Origin of the sequence: Arthrobacter sp. AB6, from assembly GCF_031844545.1 — a bacterium.
Classification (GTDB): Bacteria; Actinomycetota; Actinomycetes; order Actinomycetales; family Micrococcaceae; genus Arthrobacter.
In genome coordinates this window covers 265,450-283,770 of record NZ_JAUZVL010000002.1, presented here as the reverse complement: position 1 = coordinate 283,770, position 18,321 = coordinate 265,450, and the positions used below count along the sequence as shown (strand labels likewise).

Genomic DNA, 18,321 nt, shown 5'->3' with positions numbered 1-18,321 from the left:
ATCATGGCCCGGCCCGCCTTGCCGTCCCGCAAAGCATTGCTGCGGGGCTCCCTACCGCTGCAGCAGGCTGATCGCATCATCGTCCGACAGTTGCTCAAAGCGCCGGTAGAAACTGCCCACCGCGCGGAACTTTCCGGGCAGGTGCAGGCACAGCACGGCGTCACATGCGCGCTCCACGGAGGCCTCTGCCTCGACGGAGCCAACCGGAGCGGCCGCCACAACGGCTGCCGCACCGCCGTCGCGCACTGCCTCGACTGCTGCACGCATGGTGGCTCCCGTCGCCAGGCCGTCGTCCACCAGGAGGACGGTCCTTCCGGCGAGGTCGAGGTCCGCACCCGGATAGAGCTCCACGCGGCGGAGCAGCTCAGACCGCTCCCGCTGCTCTACGGCGTCGAGCCATTCCTGGCGGACACCGTGTTCAAGGACGCGGTCCAGCAGGGGCTTGTTGACCAGCCGGACTGTCCGGCCATGGAGCCACGCCAGGGCGCCGTAGGCGGTTTCTTCATGGCCGGGAATTCCGAGCTTCCGGACCAGGACGGTTCCGAGGGGAAGGTGGAGGGCCTTTGCCACCGCCGCTGCCACGGGGATTCCCCCGCGGGCCAAGCCAAGCACAAGGGTGTCGCGCCGCTCCCGGAACTGCGGAAGGATGGCCGCAAGGCGTTCACCGGCGTCCGTACGGTCTTCGAAGAACGTGCGCATCAGTCCCTCCGGGAGAAAGGCTAGACGGCCAGGAAGGATATGGCAGCCTGCTTGAAGGCCCTGCTCGTCACGGCATTCGTGTGGTTCCTGCCGGGCAGAATAAGCTGCTCCGCCATGGAACCGGCCTTCCGCGCCAGTTCTTCAAGCTGCGGCAGGCTGGCGACCCGTTCATCCTTTTCCCCCGCCACCAGGAGCATCGGCATGTGGGGAACTGCCTCTGCGGGGTCGTACGGCTCTGCTTTGATGGCCTCCACCAGCGAGAGGAGCGCGAAGATGTTGTTGCTGGGCAGCAGGAGTGCCATCTTGAGCAGCCGGGCCGTGGATTCGTCGGCGATGGGGGTGCCGTCGGCGAGGTAGTCCTGCGCGGCCCGAAGGTCGAACTCGGCCAGCGGATCGGAAATGTTGGGGCCGCCAAGGACAAGGCGGTGGGTGATTTCCGGCTGGGTGGCGCCGAATTCCCAGGCGAGCCTGGAGCCCAGGGAGTAGCCCACGATGTCAAGGCCGCTGGAAGGGTCGCCTTCCTGCAATGGCCGCACGCCGGCGTCGAACGCTGTTTGCAGCAGGTCCGCGCGGATCCTGCTGGGGGAGTAGGAGTCCCGGTCCTCCGGGGCGCCGCTGCGGCCGTGGCCGGGCAGGTCCACCGTGATGACCCGCCGGCCGGCGTCCAGCAGCGCGGCCACCCATCCGGTGTCCTCCCAGTTGAGCTTGCTGGAGGAGGAGAACCCGTGCACCAGCAGGACCGGGCGGAACCCGGCATCAACCGCGGGATCATGCACCGCCACGTAGAGCTGCGGGTCCGTGCCTTCCACGGTGTGCGTGTGCTGTTGGCCGGTGTGCCTGCCGCTCATGGTGTCAGTCCTCATCAAGTACGGCGCCCAGGCGGACCCGGCGCTTCGGAACCTCGTGCTTTTATTTTTACTCTACCTGCCGGCCGCCCGGCTATTTCCCTTGGCCAGCTCCAGCCCCGGCGTCAATCCGGGTAGCGCAATGTGTGCTTATAAGCCGTCAAAACGACTGTTGGCGCCACCTACCCTGGGCCGGCGGGTCCGGGCAGTGAGCCGGCCGCCCGCCGCACAGGCCAGGGCAATCCCGGCGATAAGGGCAAAGGTGCTGAAGAGCTGGAGGCGGCTCTCTTCCGCACTGAACCCCACAGCGAAAATGAGGGCCAGCAGGACAAGTCCCAGGATGGTCAGGCCGGGGAAACCCTTCATCCGCAGGGGCAGCGGAATTCCTGCCCGGTCCGCCCGCCGCCGCAGGATCAGCTGGGAGACGAGGGCGCTTCCCCAGACCACCAGGCAGGTGGAGCCCACCAGCTGGAACAGGGCCGGAAGGATCCGTTCCGGGAACAGCAGTTCCAGGACCGTGGCGATGAATCCGAAGGCCACCGACACCCCCACCGCGAGCATGGGGACGTTGGCGCCGCCCAGGCGGGTGAGGACGCGGGGCGCTGCGGAGCGCTGGGCGAGGGAGTAGGCCATCCGCGACGCCCCGTAGAGGTTGGCATTCAGTGCGGAGAGGAGTGCGACGACGGCCACCAGGGTGATCGCCGTTCCGGCGCCGGGGATGCGGGCCGCGTCCAGCACCCCGGCAAACGGTGAGGCGAGGCTTTCCGAGGTGGCCGGAAGGACGGCGGCGATGACGAACACAGAGCCGATATAGAACACCAGGATGCGCCAGACAACAGTGCGGATGGCCTTGGCCACGCTCCGCTCCGGATCCTCCGTCTCCGCCGCGGCAACGGACACAATCTCCGTTCCGCCGAACGCGAAGATGACCACGAAGAGTGCGGACGCAATGCCGCCCAGGCCCTGTGGCGCAAAGTTGCCGGTGACATTGGACAGCCCGGGTGACGTGGCGGGCAGGAGGCCCAGGAGCAGGGCGGCGCCCACCGCCAGGAACAGCACTATCGCGGCAACTTTGAGGATGGCGAACCAGAACTCGAACTCGCCGAAGTTCCGGACCCCCGCGAGGTTGATGCCGGTGAAAACCACCATGAACACCAGCGCCAGCGCCCACACCGGAATGACCGGCCACACGGAGAAGAGGAGTGCAGCGGCCCCCAGCGCTTCGGCGGCGATCACCACCACCAGCTGGAGCCACCAGAGCCAGCCGATGGTGGCGCCGGCCGTCTTCCCCAGGGCGCGCTCAGCGTAAACGGAGAAGGCGCCGCTGTTGGGGTTCGCGGCGGCCATTTCGCCCAGGGCCCACATGACCAGGATGATCAGGGTGCCGGCCACCAGGTAGGAAATGAGGACGGCAGGGCCGGCTGCCTGCACTCCCGCGCCGGAGCCCAGGAACAGGCCGGCGCCGATGGCGCTGCCGAGCCCCATCATGGTCAGCTGCCGGGGCTTCATGCTGTGGGGAGGACGGACGGGCTTTCCGGTGGGTCGGACCGTGGTGGACTTCGTCGTCATTGCCGTGAACCTTCTTGGGGTTTGGATGGTGGGGCCTTGTGGGACCCCTTGAATTTACCGTCTACGGTCCCGCAGCGGAATTTGGTGCCCGCCGGCGGCAGGAGACCCCGGGACGGCCCCCCTCAGAAATATTTGGCATTTAGGGGGCGCCAACCCGTAGAATTAGTTTTGGTCAAAGTGACCATAACTCAGGCGGGTGCCTCTCCGGCGCCAAGCCCCTGGCCCACCGGAAGGCGGTGCACCATGTACTCCAGCTCAGCCAATGTCTCGGAACGCCAGGCCGCGCCGCCGTCGCTGGCCATCTCCACGGTCATCTTCGCGCTCCGCCCCAGTGAAAAATCCGGGCGCCCTACGCTCTGGCTGCCCCTGGTGCGGAGGATCCGGGAACCCTTCAAAGGGCTGTGGGCGCTGCCGGGCGGTCCGCTGAGCCACGCGGAGTCGCTCCAGGATGCGGCATCCAGGAACCTGAGGGAGACAACGGGACTTGCCCCCAGCTACCTGGAGCAGTTGTACGCGTTCGGCGGTCTGCACCGCTCACCCACGCAGCGGGTGGTTTCGATCGTCTACTGGGCCCTGGTCCAGCCGACCGAAGCCGCCCTCGCGGATGAGTCCGAGAATGTCCGGTGGTTCCGTGCGGACAGGCTTGGTGAGCTCGCCTTTGACCACAACGCGATCGTGGACTACGCGCTGTGGCGGCTCCGCAACAAGTTGGCCTACGGCTCCGTGGCCTACCACCTGCTGGGGGAATACTTCACCCTGGCCCAGGTGCGGGAGGTTTATGAAGCCGTCCTGGACCGCGAGTTGGATCCGGCGAACTTCCGCAGGCAGCTCAAGTCCACCCCCGAAATAGAAGAAACCGGCGAATACCTCCAGGGCGGCAAGCACCGCCCCCCGCGCCTCTACCGCTTTACCGGCCGGCCCGGCCTTGACCCAGACAACAGGAGCACACCATGAGCAGCGTCAACACGGCAATCCAGCTGATCACGCGCGAACAGGCCGAAAACGGCGCCACCGCAAAGGGCAGCACCTGCAGCCCCGCCCTGGCCAAAGGCCCCTGGGACTACGACCGTGCCGAGGCGCTCGCCGGCGTTCCCGCCTACGGCCCGGGTGCCTCCAGCGCGGACGTGGCTCCCGCCGCCACTCCCCGCCAGGGCCAGCTGCCCGAGGAGTACAAACTGGCCAGCGACGCCGAGCTGGGCGAAAGGATCCTGGCTGCGAAGGCCGCGCTGGGGGACAGGGCCGTCATCCTGGGGCATTTCTACCAGCGCGATGAAGTGATCCAGTACGCCGACTTCGTGGGCGACTCCTTCCAGTTGGCCAACGCCGCACTCACCCGTCCTGATGCAGAGGCGATCGTTTTCTGCGGTGTGCACTTCATGGCCGAAACCGCTGACATCCTCTCAGCCCCCGAGCAGGCCGTCATCCTGCCCAACCTGGCGGCCGGCTGCTCCATGGCGGACATGGCCGACGCCGACTCCGTGGCTGAGTGCTGGGAGCAGCTTGAGGAGATTTACGGCACGGAGCCCGACGCCGAGGGCCGGGTACCGGTCATCCCCGTCACCTACATGAATTCCTCCGCTGCCCTTAAGGCTTTCTGCGGCGAGCACGGCGGCATCGTCTGCACCTCCTCCAACGCCAGGACGGTCCTTGAGTGGGCGTTCCAGCGCGCCCGGCGGGTGCTGTTCTTCCCGGACCAGCACCTGGGCCGCAACACCGCCAAGGCCCTGGGCGTGCCAATGGAGCAGATGCCCATGTGGAATCCGCGCAAGGACCTGGGCGGCAACGATGAGCAGGCGCTGCTCGATTCCCGCGTCATCCTGTGGCACGGGTTCTGCTCGGTGCACAAGCGCTTCAGCGTGGCCCAGATCGAGAAAGCCCGCGCCGATTTCCCGGGCGTCCAGGTGATCGTGCACCCCGAATGCCCCATGGAGGTGGTGGATGCTGCCGATTCGGCCGGCTCCACCGACTTCATCAAGAAGGCAATCGCCGCGGCCACGGAGCCCACCACCTTTGCCATCGGCACCGAGATCAACATGGTGAACCGCCTCGCCGCGGAATACCCGCAGCACACCATCTTCTGCCTGGATCCCGTGATCTGCCCCTGCTCCACCATGTACCGCATCCACCCGGGCTACCTTGCCTGGGTGCTGGAGGAACTGGTGGCCGGGCGGATCGTCAACCGGATCACGGTGGCGGACTCCGTCCAGGACCGCGCACGGACCGCCCTCGAGCGCATGCTCGCCGCCAGGCCATAATGTCCACCCCGTCCACTGAGCCCGGCACGCGCCGGCGGCTGATCGTCGTCGGCAGCGGTATTGCCGGACTTTACGCCGCACTCCTGGCGGCGGACGCCGGGGCCGACGTGGTGCTCCTGAGCAAGGGCCCGCTTTGCGAGAGCAACACCTGGTACGCCCAGGGCGGCATCTCAGCCGTGCTGGACGAGCCCGCCCCCGGGGACACCGTTGCGGCCCACATTGCCGACACCCTGCAGGCAGGTGCGGGACACTGCAACGAAGAGGCAGTCCGGCTCATGTGCACGGAGGCCCGCAGGGACATTGCCGGGCTGGAACGGTTCGGCGTGGTCTTTGATCCCGGTGCAGACGGCGGCCCGGCGTTGGGGCTGGAAGCCGCCCATTCCGCCCCGCGGATCCTTCACGCAGGCGGCGACGCCACAGGCGCGAAGGTGGCCGCGGCCCTGATCCGTGCAGCACTGGCCCGGCAGGCAGACGGTTCCGTGGCACTTCATACCGGCGCCAACGCCACAGCCCTCCGGCAGACGGACGGTCGCGTCAACGGCGTCGAGTTCCTGCAGGACGGCCGGACACTCACACTGCACGGGGACGCTGTGCTGCTCGCCACCGGCGGAGCAGGCCAGTTGTTTGCCCAGACCACCAACCCCGCGGTGGCCACCGCCGACGGCCTTGCGCTCGCCGTCCGCAGCGGGGCAGCAGTGGCCGACCTGGAATTCTTCCAGTTCCACCCCACCTGCCTGGTGCCCGGCGCCGGCACCCCGGACCCGGGCACCGCACGCGGGCTGGACCAGGATCCGCTCCTCATCTCCGAAGCCGTCCGCGGCGAAGGAGCCATCCTCGTCGATGGTAACGGGAAGCGGTTCATGCGGGCCTACCATCCCGGGGCAGAACTCGCCCCCCGCGACGTGGTCTCCCGCAGCATTGCCCTGCACCTTGCCAAGCTCGGCGACCCCAACGGCCACGTCTACCTCGACGCACGCATCATTGAGCAAACCAAGGGTCCCGGATTCCTGGCGAGGCGGTTCCCCACCCTCACGCAGAGAACCCTCGACGCCGGCATCGACTGGACCCGCGAACTGGTTCCGGTGGCGCCCGCGGCCCACTACTGGATGGGCGGAGTCCTCACCGACCTCCACGCCAGGACAACCGTTCCCGGGCTGTATGCCGCCGGGGAAGTTGCGCGCACCGGGGTCCACGGGGCAAACCGGCTGGCCAGCAACTCCCTCCTTGAAGGACTGGTCTTCGGCCGGCGCGCTGTTGAGCACTTCCTGGAGGGCAGCCCCGCAGGTCCCTCGGCGCCTGCGCTCCCGCCTCGCACCGGCAACCGCCTCGCAAGCTCGGCGGCCGGTGCGGACGTTCGCGCGACAACGGCGCTTTCGGGACCTCCGGAACCGCCGCACGTCCCCTTCCCTGCTGCTTTAGTGGGCGAGCCGGCCGCATCAGGTGCTCCGGTTGGGAGCCGGCTGGCCAGCGACGGTCGGGGAGGTGGGGGGAGTGCGCAGTTCTCGCGCGATGCCCTTCGGCGGATGATGACTGCCAAGGCGGGGGTGCTTCGCTCCGGGGAACTGCTGCGGGAGGCGGGGGACACGCTGGGGCGGTGGGCCGCCGTCGTTCGTCCCGGCACTGTTGCCCCTGGCGCCGACGCATGCCTGCACGAGGACCGGAACCTGCTGCTCGCGGCGCAGCTCCTGGTGGCTGCGGCCCAACAACGTCGAGAGTCCCTGGGCGCCCATTACCGCAGCGATTGCCCGGAGGACGCCTCCGGCATCAGGGAAGAATTCGACCCTACGTACCCGAACCGCCCGAAAGTGAGCGTCCTCCATGACTGAAACAACCCTTCTTGACCTGGCGCTGCCGTCGGCGCCGGTGCGGGAGATCCTGGAGCGCGCCTTCGCCGAAGACGCTCCGGCGGGGGACATCACCTCCCAGCTGCTCATCCCCGCCGAAGCCCGCGCCACCGCCGTGCTGAACGCCCGCGTGGCCGGCGTCTTCAGCGGCGCCACCGTGTTCCGCGACGCCATGCTGCTGGTGGACCCGGACACGGACGTGGAACTGCTGCTGGGGGACGGAGACAGGTTCGACGCCGGCACGCACCTTGCACGGGTCAGCGGACGGGCCCGCTCGGTACTGCTCGCCGAACGCGTGGCCCTCAACCTGGTCCAGCGGATGTCCGCGATCGCCACCCGGACCGCGGAATTCGTTGAGCGCACCGAAGGGACGCCGGCCCGCATTACCGACACCCGCAAGACCACCCCCGGACTGCGGATCCTGGAGCGCTTCGCCGTACGGTGCGGGGGAGGCGCTAACCACCGGTACAGCCTGTCGGACGCGGTTCTCGCCAAGGACAACCACCTGGCCGTCATGACCGGAGGGGACCCCGCCAGGCTTACCGGACTGCTCCTGGCCGCCAAGGCGCAGCTGGGGCACACCACGCACTTCGAGGTCGAGGTGGACCGGATGGACCAGATCGAACCTGTCCTGGCTGCGGGCGTGGACACCATCATGCTGGACAACTTCACCGTGGAGGAGCTGCGCGCCGGCGTTGCCCTGGTTGCAGGGCGGGCACGGGTGGAGGCCAGCGGCAACGTCAACCTCACTACCGTCGCGGGAATCGCCGCCACGGGGGTGGACGTCATCTCCGTGGGCGCGCTCACCCACACGGTGGCCGCACTGGACCTCGGCCTGGACGTGGAACTGACAGCCGGGTGAAAACGCCATGATTTTCCTCGATGCTGCCGCCACCACCCCGGTCCGCCGCGAGGTGCTGGACGCCATGTGGCCCTACCTGACCGGCGACTTCGGAAACCCCTCCAGCCACCACACCCTGGGAGAGTCCGCTGCCAGGGCGCTCGCGGATGCGAGGGCCTCAGTGGCATCGGTCCTGGGCTGCCGGCCCGGTGAAGTCACCTTCACCTCCGGCGGCACCGAAGCCGACAACCTGGCTGTCAAAGGCATTGCCCTCGCGCGGCAGGCAGCCGACCCCACGCTGAACCGGGTGGTGATCAGCAGCGTCGAACATCCGGCCGTGGAGGAGTCCGCACGGTACCTGGAACGTTTCCACGCCTTCGAGGTTGACGTGGTGCCGGTGGACAGGACCGGGCGGGTCACTCCGGAGGCGCTCCTCGCAGTGCTGCGACCGGAAACGGCGCTGGTCAGCATCATGTACGCCAACAATGAAGTGGGGACGGTCCAGCCGGTCGCCGAACTGGCCGCCGCAGCACGCAGCCACGGGGTTCCCTTCCATACGGATGCGGTCCAGGCGGCGGGGTGGCTGCCCCTGGACATCCGGGCGCTGGGCGTTGACGCGATGAGCCTTTCGGGCCACAAGCTGGGGGCACCCAAGGGCTGCGGGGTGCTCTTCGTCCGCGGCCGCACCAGGATCGAGCCGCTGATCCACGGCGGCGGGCAGGAACGCGGCCGCCGCTCGGGGACGGAGAACGTGGCAGGGGCCGTGGGGCTGGCCGCCGCACTGGCACTTGCCCAGGCAGGCCAGGAGGAAGAACGACGGCGGGTGGAGGCCCTGCGGGACAGCTTTATTGACGCGGTGCTCACGGGGGTCCCGGGGGCGGTGCTGACCGGACACCCCGCAGAGCGGCTGCCTTCGGTGGCATCGTTCTGCTTCCCCGGAACCAGCGGCGAATCCGTGCTCCTGGAACTGGAGCGCCAAGGGATCGTGTGCTCGAGCGGATCCGCCTGCGCGGCCGGATCCGATGCGCCGTCGCCGGTCCTGGCGGCCATGGGATTCGACGCCGAGGTGGCCCAGACGGCGGTCCGGTTCAGCTTCGGCGCAGCGGTGGCGGGGGAAGACCTGGCGGTTGCTGCCAAAGCTGTCCGGCAGGCAGTGGCAAGCGTTAGGGCCCTCGGCTCCTAGCCGCTACGGAGACCCCCGGTACAACCTGCTAGTAGAGCTCTCCGACGGGGATATCCACGGCCAGCCGGTTTGAGGGGCCCGCCAGCGGGCACGCCCAGGCCTCGTTATAGGCGCAGGACGGGTTGTAGGCAAAGTTGAAGTCCAGGACAAAGGGGGCATCCGGCCCTGTCCCATGGACGCCGTGGAAGGCTCCCTTGATGGTGTCCAGCAGGTAGCGGCCTGCCCCGTAGCTTCCGCCGGGCTGGCCTGCGGTCGCGTCGCGGAAGGGCACGAAGATGCCGCCGCCATAGCCGCGCAGCTTCCACACAGCGAGCTGCCCCATCTCGGGAAGGTCGAACGTGCCCAGCCTGACGAAGTTCACCACGCCGTCGGTCCCGGTTTGCACGCGCATTTCCCGCCCGGCACCTTCCTTGGTCAGCGGGACGTGGAAACGGAAGATCGGATCATAGTCGGCCGTCTTCAGGCCCGCGAAGCTTGCCTTGTCCTCCGCAGTCAGGGGGGAGGCAGGGTGGGTGGCGAACATGAGGTCCCGCTGGTGGCGCCAATACAGGTGCGCTTCCGCCGGACTCTCGGCCGAGACTTTGCGGACATTGGCATACAGGGCAAAGGTCCGGAGCCGCCAGTCGGCGATGTCGACGGCGGAAATGTCCGCCAAATCTTCTTCGGCCGTGCCGTGGTGGGCTTCCATAAGCACCAGCCTAGTCCCCGGCGCCGGAGTTGCGCGTCCGACGGCGACACGCCTCCGTGCCATGCGGCCTCCGCACAACGGCGCAGGCCGAAACGCCGTCGGGGGAAGGGACCCGACGGTGCCGCGTCCCGTTAGGCTGGCTGCATGGAAGGCATGGCAAGATCGAGGGCCCTGTCGGGCGTATCCGTGCTCCTGGCCGGGGCGCTCCTGGCAGGATGCTCCACACCGTCGAACAGCGGGCCGGGATGGACAGCGCAGCCCGATGGGCCGGGCACCACGGCCGCCGCCACTGCGCCGGCATCAGCTTCGGCCTCCGCAGGCGCCACGCCCGGCGCCACGGAGACCGCTACGGCCGTGCCCGTTGCCACGGCTTCGGCCTGGAAAACCTTCTCGGACCCTGCAAAGACCGTGAGTTTCGAGCTGCCGCAGGAGTGGATAGCGCAGTCGGTGGCCCCGGAGGAGGGTGCCCTGCCCGGCGCCTTGAAGGTGGAGGTGAAGAAGCCCGACGGCACCTTCATGGCAGCGCTGCGGACGGGACTCCCGCCGTCGTCCGCTGACTGTCCTCAAGACGCCCGGCGACCCTACACCGTGATCAGCAGCGTGCCTGCGGAACTGAAAACCGAAGGCGGGGAAGGGACCATTCCGCCAAGGGTTGTGTTCAGGGTGATCCAGGGGTACCGGTACTTCGGCTCCTATGGGGTCACGAACCTTGTGGGCGGGGCGGACGGCCAGGCCTGCGAGCTGCGCAACGTCATCCGGGGCCCGGCCGGCAAGGGGGACTACTCCTTCGGTGACATCGTAGCCGTCAGGGCGTTCGCGCCTGATGAAAAAGTGGCGCCCGCCAAGGCATTCGACACTCTTGGCCAGGCCGCACAGTACGTCGGTGAAAGCAGCGACTTCGCCAACGTCCAGCGGATGCTAATGTCTCTGGAGATCAAGAACTAGTCCCGTTCCCGGCCCACATCAACGGCCGCGACAACCGGCGACTTCCTTCCACTGCCGACACCCCCGGAGAGTCATGGAACGCATTGTTTCCGCACGCCTGGTTTTCAGGACCACCGCCAACACCAAGGTGGCCATGGCCGTCGCCGCGGCGAGGAACGACGGCTATTCCTCCTTTGGGGAGAGCCTGTCCATCACAGCCGACGGCCGGCAGGTTCCCGTATCCGAGGTGCCGGACCATCACGGCGGCAGGCTGCACTACATGGAGTTCACTGACCCTGCCGAGGTGACCGTGGAATACTCCGCGACTGTGGCGGGGAAGGCACTGCCCGAGGAAGCCGGGCTGGCCGACCGGATCCGCTACGTCCGGCCCAGCCGCTACGCGGAGTCCGACCGCCTGTTGCCCACCGCGTACGCCGAGTTCGAAGGACTCTGCGGAGGCGAACTGCTGCTCGCGGTCCGGAACTGGGTGAACGGGGAACTCCGGTACATGAGCGGCTCTTCCCGCGGCACGGACGGTGCGGTGGAGACACTCCTCAGCCGCCGTGGGGTGTGCCGCGACTTCGCGCACCTGGCCATTGCACTGCTGAGGTCCAAGGACATCCCGGCCCGCCTGGCGGCGGTGTACGCCCCCGGCCTGAGCCCCATGGACTTCCACGCCGTGGCCGAAGCATACGTGGAAGGCGCGTGGCACGTCATCGATCCCACCGGGCTGGCCCCGCGGGAGTCGATGCTTCGGATCACTGCGGGCAGGGACTCGGCCGACACGGCGTTCCTCTCAACGGTGGGCGGAAGCCTGACGCTGAACCAGATGCAGGTGACAGCCGTGGTCAACGGAGACCTCCCGGTTGAGGATCCCGCCCGCCTGGTGGCGCTGGGCTAGCCGGGTTCCTGCCGGGGCGGCCGCGGCCCCAGGGAGCTCCTGAGCTTGGTGGTGAGCCTGGTCAGTTCCTTCTGCTCAGCCGGTGTCAGGGCCGGACCCAGGACGGCGGAGATATCGCGCACATGCTCGCGCCCGATCTCCTTCTGAAGCTCCCGCCCCTCGTCAGTCAGCTTCAAAAGCACGCCGCGGCCATCCTCTGGTGCCGGCATCCTGGCCACGAGCCCGCGCTTCTCCAGCCGCTCCACCAGCCGGCTCAGGCTGGACTGGCTCAGCAGGACGTTGTCGTTGAGCTCGTTGAGCCGCAGCCAGCCGGACGGGCACCGGGACAGCGTGAACAGGACGTCGTACTCGTTCACCGCGAGCTTCCGGAACGCAGGCCCGGACTGCAGCTTGCGCATCACCGCCACCTGGGCCCGGAAGAGCGACTCCCAGGTCTCTGCTGCGAGGCGGACCGGCGATTCAGGGCTCTTGCCGGCCATCACGCCTCCGCAGCGGACTTCTCGGCGTCCTGCGCTGCCAGCAGCGCGGCAACCCGGCCGGCGTGCGTGGGCGCCTCAGGGACGTGCGCGGGCTTGCGGGCGGCGTACTCCTTGCGCAGGACAGGCAGGACTTCCTCGCCGAACAGGTCCAGCTGCTCCAGCACCGTCTTCAGTGGCAGGCCGGCGTGGTCGATCAGGAACAGTTGCCGCTGGTAGTCGCCGAAGTACTCCCGGAAAGTCAGCGTCTTTTCGATGACCTCCTGCGGGCTGCCGACGGTCAGCGGCGTCTGGGAGGTGAAGTCCTCGAGGGACGGGCCGTGCCCGTACACGGGGGCATTGTCGAAGTAGGGGCGGAACTCCTTGACGGCGTCCTGGGAGTTCTTCCGCATGAAGAACTGTCCGCCCAGGCCCACGATCGCCTGGTCCGCTTTGCCGTGACCGTAGTGCTCGTAGCGCTCCCGGTAGAGGCCGATCAGCTGCTGGTAGTGCTCCTTGGGCCAGAAGATGTTGTTGGCGAAGAAGCCGTCCCCGAAGTAGGCCGCGACTTCCGCGATCTGCGGAGTACGGATGGAACCGTGCCACACGAATGGGGCGACGCCGTCGAGCGGCCGTGGCGTGGACGTGAAGTTCTGCAGCGGGGTCCGGAACTTGCCGGACCAGTTCACCGTGTCCTCGTCCCAGAGCTTGCGCAGCAGGCTGTAGTTCTCGATGGCCAGCTCCACGCCATCCTGGATGTTCTTGCCGAACCACGGGTACACCGGCGCCGTGTTGCCGCGGCCCAGGACCAGGTCCACCCGGCCGTCAGCCAGGTGCTGGAGCATTGCGAAGTCTTCGGCGATCTTGACCGGATCATTCGTGGTGATCAGCGTGGTAGCCGTGGACAGCGTGATCCGCTCCGTCTGGGCGGCGATGTAGGCAAGGGTGGTGGTAGGGGATGAGGAGAAGAACGGCCGGTTATGGTGCTCGCCCAGGGCGTAGACATCCATTCCGATTTCCTCCACCTTTTTTGCGATGGCCACGGACGCTTTGATCCGTTCGTTCTCGGTGGGGGTCCGGCCTGTGGTGGGGTCCGTGGTGATGTCGCTGACGCTGAAAACACCGATTTGCATGATGTGCCTTTCCGTTCCTGGACTGCTGGCTTGCTCCCAGTGTAGTCCGATGTAGATGCATTTGCATCTATCGACGGATACAACGCGTCCGGCGGGAAAATATTCCGGGCCTGCCTTCGGCGCTGCCTATTCGGGGCTGCCGGGCGCAGCGCGCCTGCCGCTGGTTCTTGGCACCATGCCCGTGGTCCAGTCCCTGAACTCCTCATCGACGTCAGCCCCGGGGCCGAATTCCGGCCGCGCCTGCAGCTCCCGGAGCAGCGCCTGCCTCTCGCGGCGGCCCTCCACCAGCCTGTACAGGACAGGCACCAGGACCAGGGTCAGCGCCGTGGAGGAGATGAGTCCCCCGATGACCACCACGGCCAGGGGCTGCGAGATAAAGCCGCCGCCGCCCGTGAGGCCCAGTGCCATGGGGGTGAGGGCGAACACGGTTGCGAGTGCGGTCATCAGGATGGGACGCAGGCGCTGGCGTGACCCGTGCGTGATCGCGTCCGCGACGTTCATGCCCGGCCGTCCGTCGCGCGGTTGCCGGTACTGGTTGATGAGGTCGATGAGCACGATCGCGTTAGTGACCACAATGCCCACCAGCATGAGCATGCCGATCAACGAAGGCAGTCCCAGCGGCACCCCCGTCACCAGCAGCAGTGCAACGGCACCGGTGGCCGCAAACGGCACCGAGACCAGCAGGATCAGCGGCTGGATGAGCGACTTGAAGGTGGCCACCATGATGACGTAGACGATGGCAATTGCCGCCAGCAGGGCGAGCACGAGCTGCTGGAAGGACTCCTGCTGTTGGGTGGTGGCACCGCCGATTTCGGCAGTGACACCCGCCGGCAGCTGGACTTCTCCGAGCCGTTTCTGGACCTCCGCGTTGACAGCGCCCAGGTTGGAGCCCGACGGCGTCACCGAGATCCGCGCTGTGCGCTGGCCGTTGCTGGCGGTAATGGATACCGGCACCTCCACCTGCTCAACCGCGGCGATGGTGCCGAGCGTGACAGGGCCGCCGGCGGCCGGCAGGGGGATTTGCCGGACGGCGTCGATGCTGGTGAACCTGGTGCCTTTCCCGATCCGGACCGGGAAGTCATCCGTGTCGATCCGGACGGTTCCGGCGGGGATGGGGCTGATGGTGGACGCGAGCACGCCCGCCACCTGTTCCTCGTTGAGCCCGGCGGCGACGGTTTTCGCCCTGTCCACCTTGACCTGGACAACCGGCTGGCTTGCCGCGAGGTTGGTAGCCACCTCGCTGGTGCCCGGTACGCCGGTCATCGCTGAAACCATGGTGTCGCTGGCCTCGCGGAGGTCGGCGGTGCTGGCGGCCTTGAGCGTGATGTCCACCGTGGACGAGGTGCCGAAGCCGCCCTGTTGGGTGCCCACCGAGACCTTCCCGGAATCGGGGACCTTCGCCAGTTCGTTCCGCACCGTCTCCTGTAGCCGCGCCTGGTTCGCCGTCTCTTCCGTGACCACCGTAAACGTGGAGTTCGAGGACCCGGTGGAGGTGAGCGCGGCAAACCCGGCCTGAGCGTTGCCGGACGTCACCTGGACGTCCTTCACGCCGTCGATGCCACGAAGGACTTCTTCCAGCCGGATTGCCGCCGCGCTGGTGTCCGCCAAACTGGTTCCGGCGGGCAGCACCTGGCGGACCGTGAGGCTGTTCTGGCCCGAGTTTCCCAGGAGGTTCGTGGCCAGCAGGGGTGCCATGGCCGCCGTTGCGCCCAGCACCAGGACGGCGGCAACAAGCGTGACCACCGGATGCTTCTGGGTCTTGGTGAGGACCGGGAGGTACCCGCGCTGGAGCCGGCTCCGCTGTTCCGCCTCCAGCGCCTTTTTCCGCGCCTCGTCCGCATTGCGGCGGGCAGCCGCTGAACCTGCCGCGGCCGCACCTGGCGCGGCGCCGGTGTTCTTCAGGAACCAGTACGCCAGCACCGGGACGATGGTCAGCGAAACCAGCAGGGATGCGAGCAGCGCCATGGTGACCGTGAGGGCAAACGGCCTGAACAGCTCGCCCGCGAGCTCACCGACGAAGGCAATGGGGAGGAAGACTGCCACGGTGGTGAGCGTGGATGCGGTAATGGCCCCCGCCACCTCCCTGATGGCGGTCAGGATGGCGGTGACCTTGTCTTCGCCGTAGCTCAGGTGCCGCTTGATGTTTTCAATGACCACAATGGAGTCGTCCACCACCCGGCCGATGGCGATGGTGAGCGCGCCGAGCGTCAGGATGTTCAGGGAATAACCGGTTGCGGACAACCCGATAAAGGTGATCAGCAGCGAGAGCGGGATGGAGACCGCCGTGACCAGGGTGGAGCGGGTGGACATCAGGAAGACAAGGATTACAGCTACGGCGAAACCCAGGCCCAGCATGCCCTCCGTGGTGAGGTCCTTGATGGATTTCTCGATGAACGGTGCCTGGTCGAAGACAGGGGTGAACCTGGCGTTCGAGCCGAGTTCGGCTTCGAGTTCGTCAAGGGTGTCCCGGACCGCGTGCGAGATGCCGACCGTGTCGCCTTCAGGCTTCTTGGTGATGGACACGGCAAGCGTTTCGGCACCGTTGGTCCGGGTGATGGAGGTCCGTTCGTCATCCTTGAGGGCAACGTCCGCCACGGCGCCGATCGTGGCGGCGTTCCTGGCCCCGGCAAGGGGAAGCGCCTTGATGGCGTCCAATGAATCGACCGGGCTGCCGATCTGCAGTGACAGCGTCTTCCCCTGCTCCTCCAGCGTTCCGGCCGGGACCAGCGCGCCGTTATTGGCCATGGCATCCCGGATGGAAGCGATGGTGGCACCGGACGCCGCCATAGCGTCGGGGCGGGGAAGGATCTCGATGTGCTGGGTAGCGCCGCCTGTCACGTCGGCGCCCCGGACGCCGTCGATCTTCTGCAGGCGGGGCACGCTCAGCCGCTGGAGGTCGGCGTTGAGCTCGCTGAGGCCCTTGTCCGAGGAAGCCGCCAGGAAAACGATGGGGAAATCATTGATGCTGCCGGCGAATGCCTGCGGTTGGACGTCCTCGGGCAGGGTCCGCTTGGCGTTGGAGATGGCCCGGTCGATCTGGTTCCGCGCCCGGTCCAGGTTGGAACCGTACGTGAACACCATGGTGATCTGGGAGACACCGTTGCGGGACGTGGAGGAGGTGGATTCCAGCCCCTCCACGCCGTTCAGGGCAGTCTCCAGCGGCCTGCTCACCTGCTTGTCCACCACCTCAGGGGAGGCACCCGGCATGGCGGTCAGCACCGTGATCTGCGGGAACTCGATCGACGGGATGAGTTCCTGCTTCAGCGACGACATGGTGATCACGCCGAAAACGGACGCGAAGACTGTGACCAGTGCAATCAGGGCCCGGTTCGCAAGTGAGAGTTGTGCCAGCCGGAACATCGCATGGTCTCCTGAGGGGTTGACTGACTGATACGGACCGGACGTGCCGGCCGCAGGCCCCGGCAGGGTCAGCGGCCGGCGTTAACGCTCTCCAGCTGAAGCGACTTGGCTGTTGCCTTTTCCAGCTCGACGGCCAGCTCCGGGTTCTCGTCCAGCTTTACCCCGTAGCCGGGCATCATGTCCTTGAGCTTGGACTGCCAGCCCTTGAAGTTGCGCGGGAAGGTCTTCTTCAGCAGTTCGATCATGATAGGGACCGCGGTGGAGGCTCCGGGGGACGCGCCCAGGAGCGCACCGATGGAACCGTCACGGCCGGCGATCACTTCAGTTCCGAACTGGAGGATGCCGCCCTTCTGCGGATCCTTCTTAATGATCTGTACACGCTGGCCGGCGGTGATCAGTTCCCAGTCACCGTCCTTTGCCTCCGGGTAGTACTCACGCAGCGCTTCGACCTTGTCGCCGTGGCGTTTGGCCACTTCCTTGACCAGGTACGCGGTGAGGTCCATGTTGTCCTTCGCCACCGCCAGCATAGGAATGATGTTGCCCGGCCTGATGGACCGCGGAAGATCGAGGTAGGAACCGTTCTTCAGGAAGTTCGTGGAGAACCCGGCGTACGGTCCGAACAGCAGCGAACGCTTTCCGTCCACGTACCGGGTGTCAAGGTGAGGCACCGACATGGGCGGCGCGCCCACCGATGCCTGGCCGTAGACCTTGGCACTGTGCTGGGCGGCGATGGCCTCGTCCGTGCAGCGGAAGAACTGTCCCGAGACAGGGAACCCGCCGTAGCCCTTGCTTTCCGGGATGCCCGAAGCCTGGAGCAGGTGCAGGGCGCCTCCGCCGGCGCCCACAAAGACGAACTTGGCGTGGATCTTGCCGTGCTCGCCTGACTTGGGGTGTTTCAGCGAAAGGTTCCAGCCGCCGTCGGACGCCCTGGAGATTCCCGTGACGTCATGGCCGTAGTTGATTTCGACGCCGTTGTTCCCGAGGTAGGTGGTCAGTTCGCGGGTGAGTGCCCCGAAGTCGACGTCGGTGCCCTCGGCGGCGCGGGTAGCGGCGATGCGCTGCTTGGGATCGCGCCCCTTCACGATCAGCGGCGCCCACTTGGCGATCTGGCCGTGGTCCTCGGAGTACTCCATGCTCCGGAAGAGGGTATGTGGCTTGAGTGCCTCGTAGCGGGTCCGCAGGAAGCGGGTGTGGTCCTCGCCGATGACGAAGCTCATGTGCGGCACGGTGTTGATGAAGCCCTTGGGCGAGCCGATCAGGTTCCGGTCCACCAAATGGGACCAGAACTGGCGGGACAGCTGGAACTGTTCATTGATCTGCAGTGCCTTGGAGGGGTCCACTGAGCCGTCTTTGGCTGCAGGGGAATAGTTGAGCTCGCAGAGGGCTGCGTGGCCGGTGCCGGCGTTGTTCCAAGGGCCGGAGCTTTCCAGCCCGGGCTGGTCCAGCCGTTCGAACAGGGAGATGGTCCAGTCCGGCTCCAGCTGCTTGAGGAAAGCCCCCAGCGTGGCGCTCATGATGCCGCCGCCAATCAGGACGACGTCGGCATGTGGGGTCTTGGAAATGAAGGTCACGATCAGTCTCCGATTGCAGCGGCTCTGGCTGTCACAGAATATCCCCGGGCAGC

At 67.2% G+C, this 18,321-nt stretch carries 15 protein-coding genes; 7 read left to right on the top strand and 8 right to left on the bottom strand.

Going from position 1 to position 18,321, the window contains the following annotated elements; all coding sequences use genetic code 11:
- Positions 1–51: 51 nt before the first annotated feature.
- From Q9R30_RS02735 to Q9R30_RS02725, 3 genes are all read right to left on the bottom strand, one after another.
- Positions 52–699: a phosphoribosyltransferase gene (locus tag Q9R30_RS02735; protein ID WP_104998337.1), complete on the bottom strand. Its 648-nt coding sequence runs from the start codon at positions 697–699 to the stop codon at positions 52–54.
- 20 nt (positions 700–719) lie between these two features.
- Positions 720–1,547 (bottom strand): alpha/beta fold hydrolase, encoded by an 828-nt coding sequence (locus Q9R30_RS02730; protein ID WP_104998336.1) that lies wholly within the window; start codon positions 1,545–1,547, stop codon positions 720–722.
- A 147-nt stretch (positions 1,548–1,694) separates the two neighbouring features.
- The gene (locus Q9R30_RS02725; protein ID WP_104998335.1) at positions 1,695–3,113 is read right to left on the bottom strand and encodes an amino acid permease; all 1,419 of its coding nucleotides are present in this window, start codon (positions 3,111–3,113) and stop codon (positions 1,695–1,697) included.
- A 243-nt stretch (positions 3,114–3,356) separates the two neighbouring features.
- Here Q9R30_RS02725 and Q9R30_RS02720 point away from each other — a divergent pair, with 243 nt between their 5' ends.
- From Q9R30_RS02720 to Q9R30_RS02700, 5 genes are read left to right on the top strand one after another with little or no spacing between them, the layout of a single operon-like run.
- Entirely contained in the window at positions 3,357–4,067 is a 711-nt protein-coding gene (locus tag Q9R30_RS02720) for an NrtR DNA-binding winged helix domain-containing protein (RefSeq protein WP_104998334.1), read from the top strand.
- Positions 4,064–5,368, top strand: a complete 1,305-nt coding sequence (gene nadA / locus Q9R30_RS02715; RefSeq protein WP_311216678.1) for a quinolinate synthase NadA — start codon at positions 4,064–4,066, stop codon at positions 5,366–5,368. The genes Q9R30_RS02720 and nadA overlap by 4 nt, the downstream gene beginning before the upstream one ends.
- Entirely contained in the window at positions 5,368–7,194 is a 1,827-nt protein-coding gene (gene nadB / locus Q9R30_RS02710) for an L-aspartate oxidase (RefSeq protein WP_311216677.1), read from the top strand. Before nadA ends, nadB begins: the two co-directional genes overlap by 1 nt.
- Entirely contained in the window at positions 7,187–8,074 is an 888-nt protein-coding gene (gene nadC / locus Q9R30_RS02705) for a carboxylating nicotinate-nucleotide diphosphorylase (protein ID WP_104998331.1), read from the top strand. Before nadB ends, nadC begins: the two co-directional genes overlap by 8 nt.
- Positions 8,075–8,081: 7 nt before the next feature.
- On the top strand, positions 8,082–9,236 hold the full coding sequence (locus Q9R30_RS02700) for a cysteine desulfurase family protein (protein ID WP_104998330.1): 1,155 nt from the start codon (positions 8,082–8,084) through the stop codon (positions 9,234–9,236).
- Between the two features lie 28 nt (positions 9,237–9,264).
- On the opposite strand, the gene Q9R30_RS02695 is transcribed toward Q9R30_RS02700, so the two are convergent.
- Positions 9,265–9,924 carry a DUF1684 domain-containing protein gene (locus Q9R30_RS02695; RefSeq protein ID WP_104998329.1) on the bottom strand — a complete coding sequence of 220 codons (660 nt, stop codon included), beginning with the start codon at positions 9,922–9,924 and terminating at the stop codon, positions 9,265–9,267.
- Between the two features lie 144 nt (positions 9,925–10,068).
- Between Q9R30_RS02695 and Q9R30_RS02690 the strand changes: the two genes are divergently transcribed.
- Together Q9R30_RS02690 and Q9R30_RS02685 are read left to right on the top strand one after the other, a co-directional pair.
- Entirely contained in the window at positions 10,069–10,869 is an 801-nt protein-coding gene (locus tag Q9R30_RS02690) for a hypothetical protein (RefSeq protein ID WP_396136684.1), read from the top strand.
- Positions 10,870–10,942: 73 nt separating this feature from the next.
- On the top strand, positions 10,943–11,749 hold the full coding sequence (locus tag Q9R30_RS02685; protein ID WP_104998328.1) for a transglutaminase family protein: 807 nt from the start codon (positions 10,943–10,945) through the stop codon (positions 11,747–11,749).
- Here Q9R30_RS02685 and Q9R30_RS02680 read toward each other — a convergent pair.
- The 4 genes from Q9R30_RS02680 to Q9R30_RS02665 form a co-directional block, all read right to left on the bottom strand.
- Positions 11,746–12,228: a MarR family winged helix-turn-helix transcriptional regulator gene (locus tag Q9R30_RS02680; protein WP_104998327.1), complete on the bottom strand. Its 483-nt coding sequence runs from the start codon at positions 12,226–12,228 to the stop codon at positions 11,746–11,748. The two genes, Q9R30_RS02685 and Q9R30_RS02680, sit on opposite strands and share 4 nt — an antisense overlap.
- Complete coding sequence (locus Q9R30_RS02675) at positions 12,228–13,337, bottom strand: LLM class flavin-dependent oxidoreductase (protein WP_311216676.1); 1,110 nt, start codon at positions 13,335–13,337, stop codon at positions 12,228–12,230. The genes Q9R30_RS02680 and Q9R30_RS02675 overlap by 1 nt, the downstream gene beginning before the upstream one ends.
- A gap of 126 nt (positions 13,338–13,463) precedes the next feature.
- On the bottom strand, positions 13,464–16,697 hold the full coding sequence (locus tag Q9R30_RS02670; protein WP_311216675.1) for an efflux RND transporter permease subunit: 3,234 nt from the start codon (positions 16,695–16,697) through the stop codon (positions 13,464–13,466).
- Positions 16,698–16,765: 68 nt separating this feature from the next.
- On the bottom strand, positions 16,766–18,268 hold the full coding sequence (locus Q9R30_RS02665; RefSeq protein ID WP_311216674.1) for a malate:quinone oxidoreductase: 1,503 nt from the start codon (positions 18,266–18,268) through the stop codon (positions 16,766–16,768).
- Positions 18,269–18,321 lie beyond the last annotated feature (53 nt).

Coding starts and splice junctions, on each gene's coding strand:
- Q9R30_RS02735 (WP_104998337.1), bottom strand. CDS start 699: ATGCGCACGTTCTTCGAAGACCGTACGGACGCCGGTGAACGCCTTGCG.
- Q9R30_RS02730 (WP_104998336.1), bottom strand. CDS start 1,547: ATGAGCGGCAGGCACACCGGCCAACAGCACACGCACACCGTGGAAGGC.
- Q9R30_RS02725 (WP_104998335.1), bottom strand. CDS start 3,113: ATGACGACGAAGTCCACCACGGTCCGACCCACCGGAAAGCCCGTCCGT.
- Q9R30_RS02720 (WP_104998334.1), top strand. CDS start 3,357: ATGTACTCCAGCTCAGCCAATGTCTCGGAACGCCAGGCCGCGCCGCCG.
- nadA (WP_311216678.1), top strand. CDS start 4,064: ATGAGCAGCGTCAACACGGCAATCCAGCTGATCACGCGCGAACAGGCC.
- nadB (WP_311216677.1), top strand. CDS start 5,368: ATGTCCACCCCGTCCACTGAGCCCGGCACGCGCCGGCGGCTGATCGTC.
- nadC (WP_104998331.1), top strand. CDS start 7,187: ATGACTGAAACAACCCTTCTTGACCTGGCGCTGCCGTCGGCGCCGGTG.
- Q9R30_RS02700 (WP_104998330.1), top strand. CDS start 8,082: ATGATTTTCCTCGATGCTGCCGCCACCACCCCGGTCCGCCGCGAGGTG.
- Q9R30_RS02695 (WP_104998329.1), bottom strand. CDS start 9,924: ATGGAAGCCCACCACGGCACGGCCGAAGAAGATTTGGCGGACATTTCC.
- Q9R30_RS02690 (WP_396136684.1), top strand. CDS start 10,069: ATGGAAGGCATGGCAAGATCGAGGGCCCTGTCGGGCGTATCCGTGCTC.
- Q9R30_RS02685 (WP_104998328.1), top strand. CDS start 10,943: ATGGAACGCATTGTTTCCGCACGCCTGGTTTTCAGGACCACCGCCAAC.
- Q9R30_RS02680 (WP_104998327.1), bottom strand. CDS start 12,228: ATGGCCGGCAAGAGCCCTGAATCGCCGGTCCGCCTCGCAGCAGAGACC.
- Q9R30_RS02675 (WP_311216676.1), bottom strand. CDS start 13,337: ATGCAAATCGGTGTTTTCAGCGTCAGCGACATCACCACGGACCCCACC.
- Q9R30_RS02670 (WP_311216675.1), bottom strand. CDS start 16,697: ATGTTCCGGCTGGCACAACTCTCACTTGCGAACCGGGCCCTGATTGCA.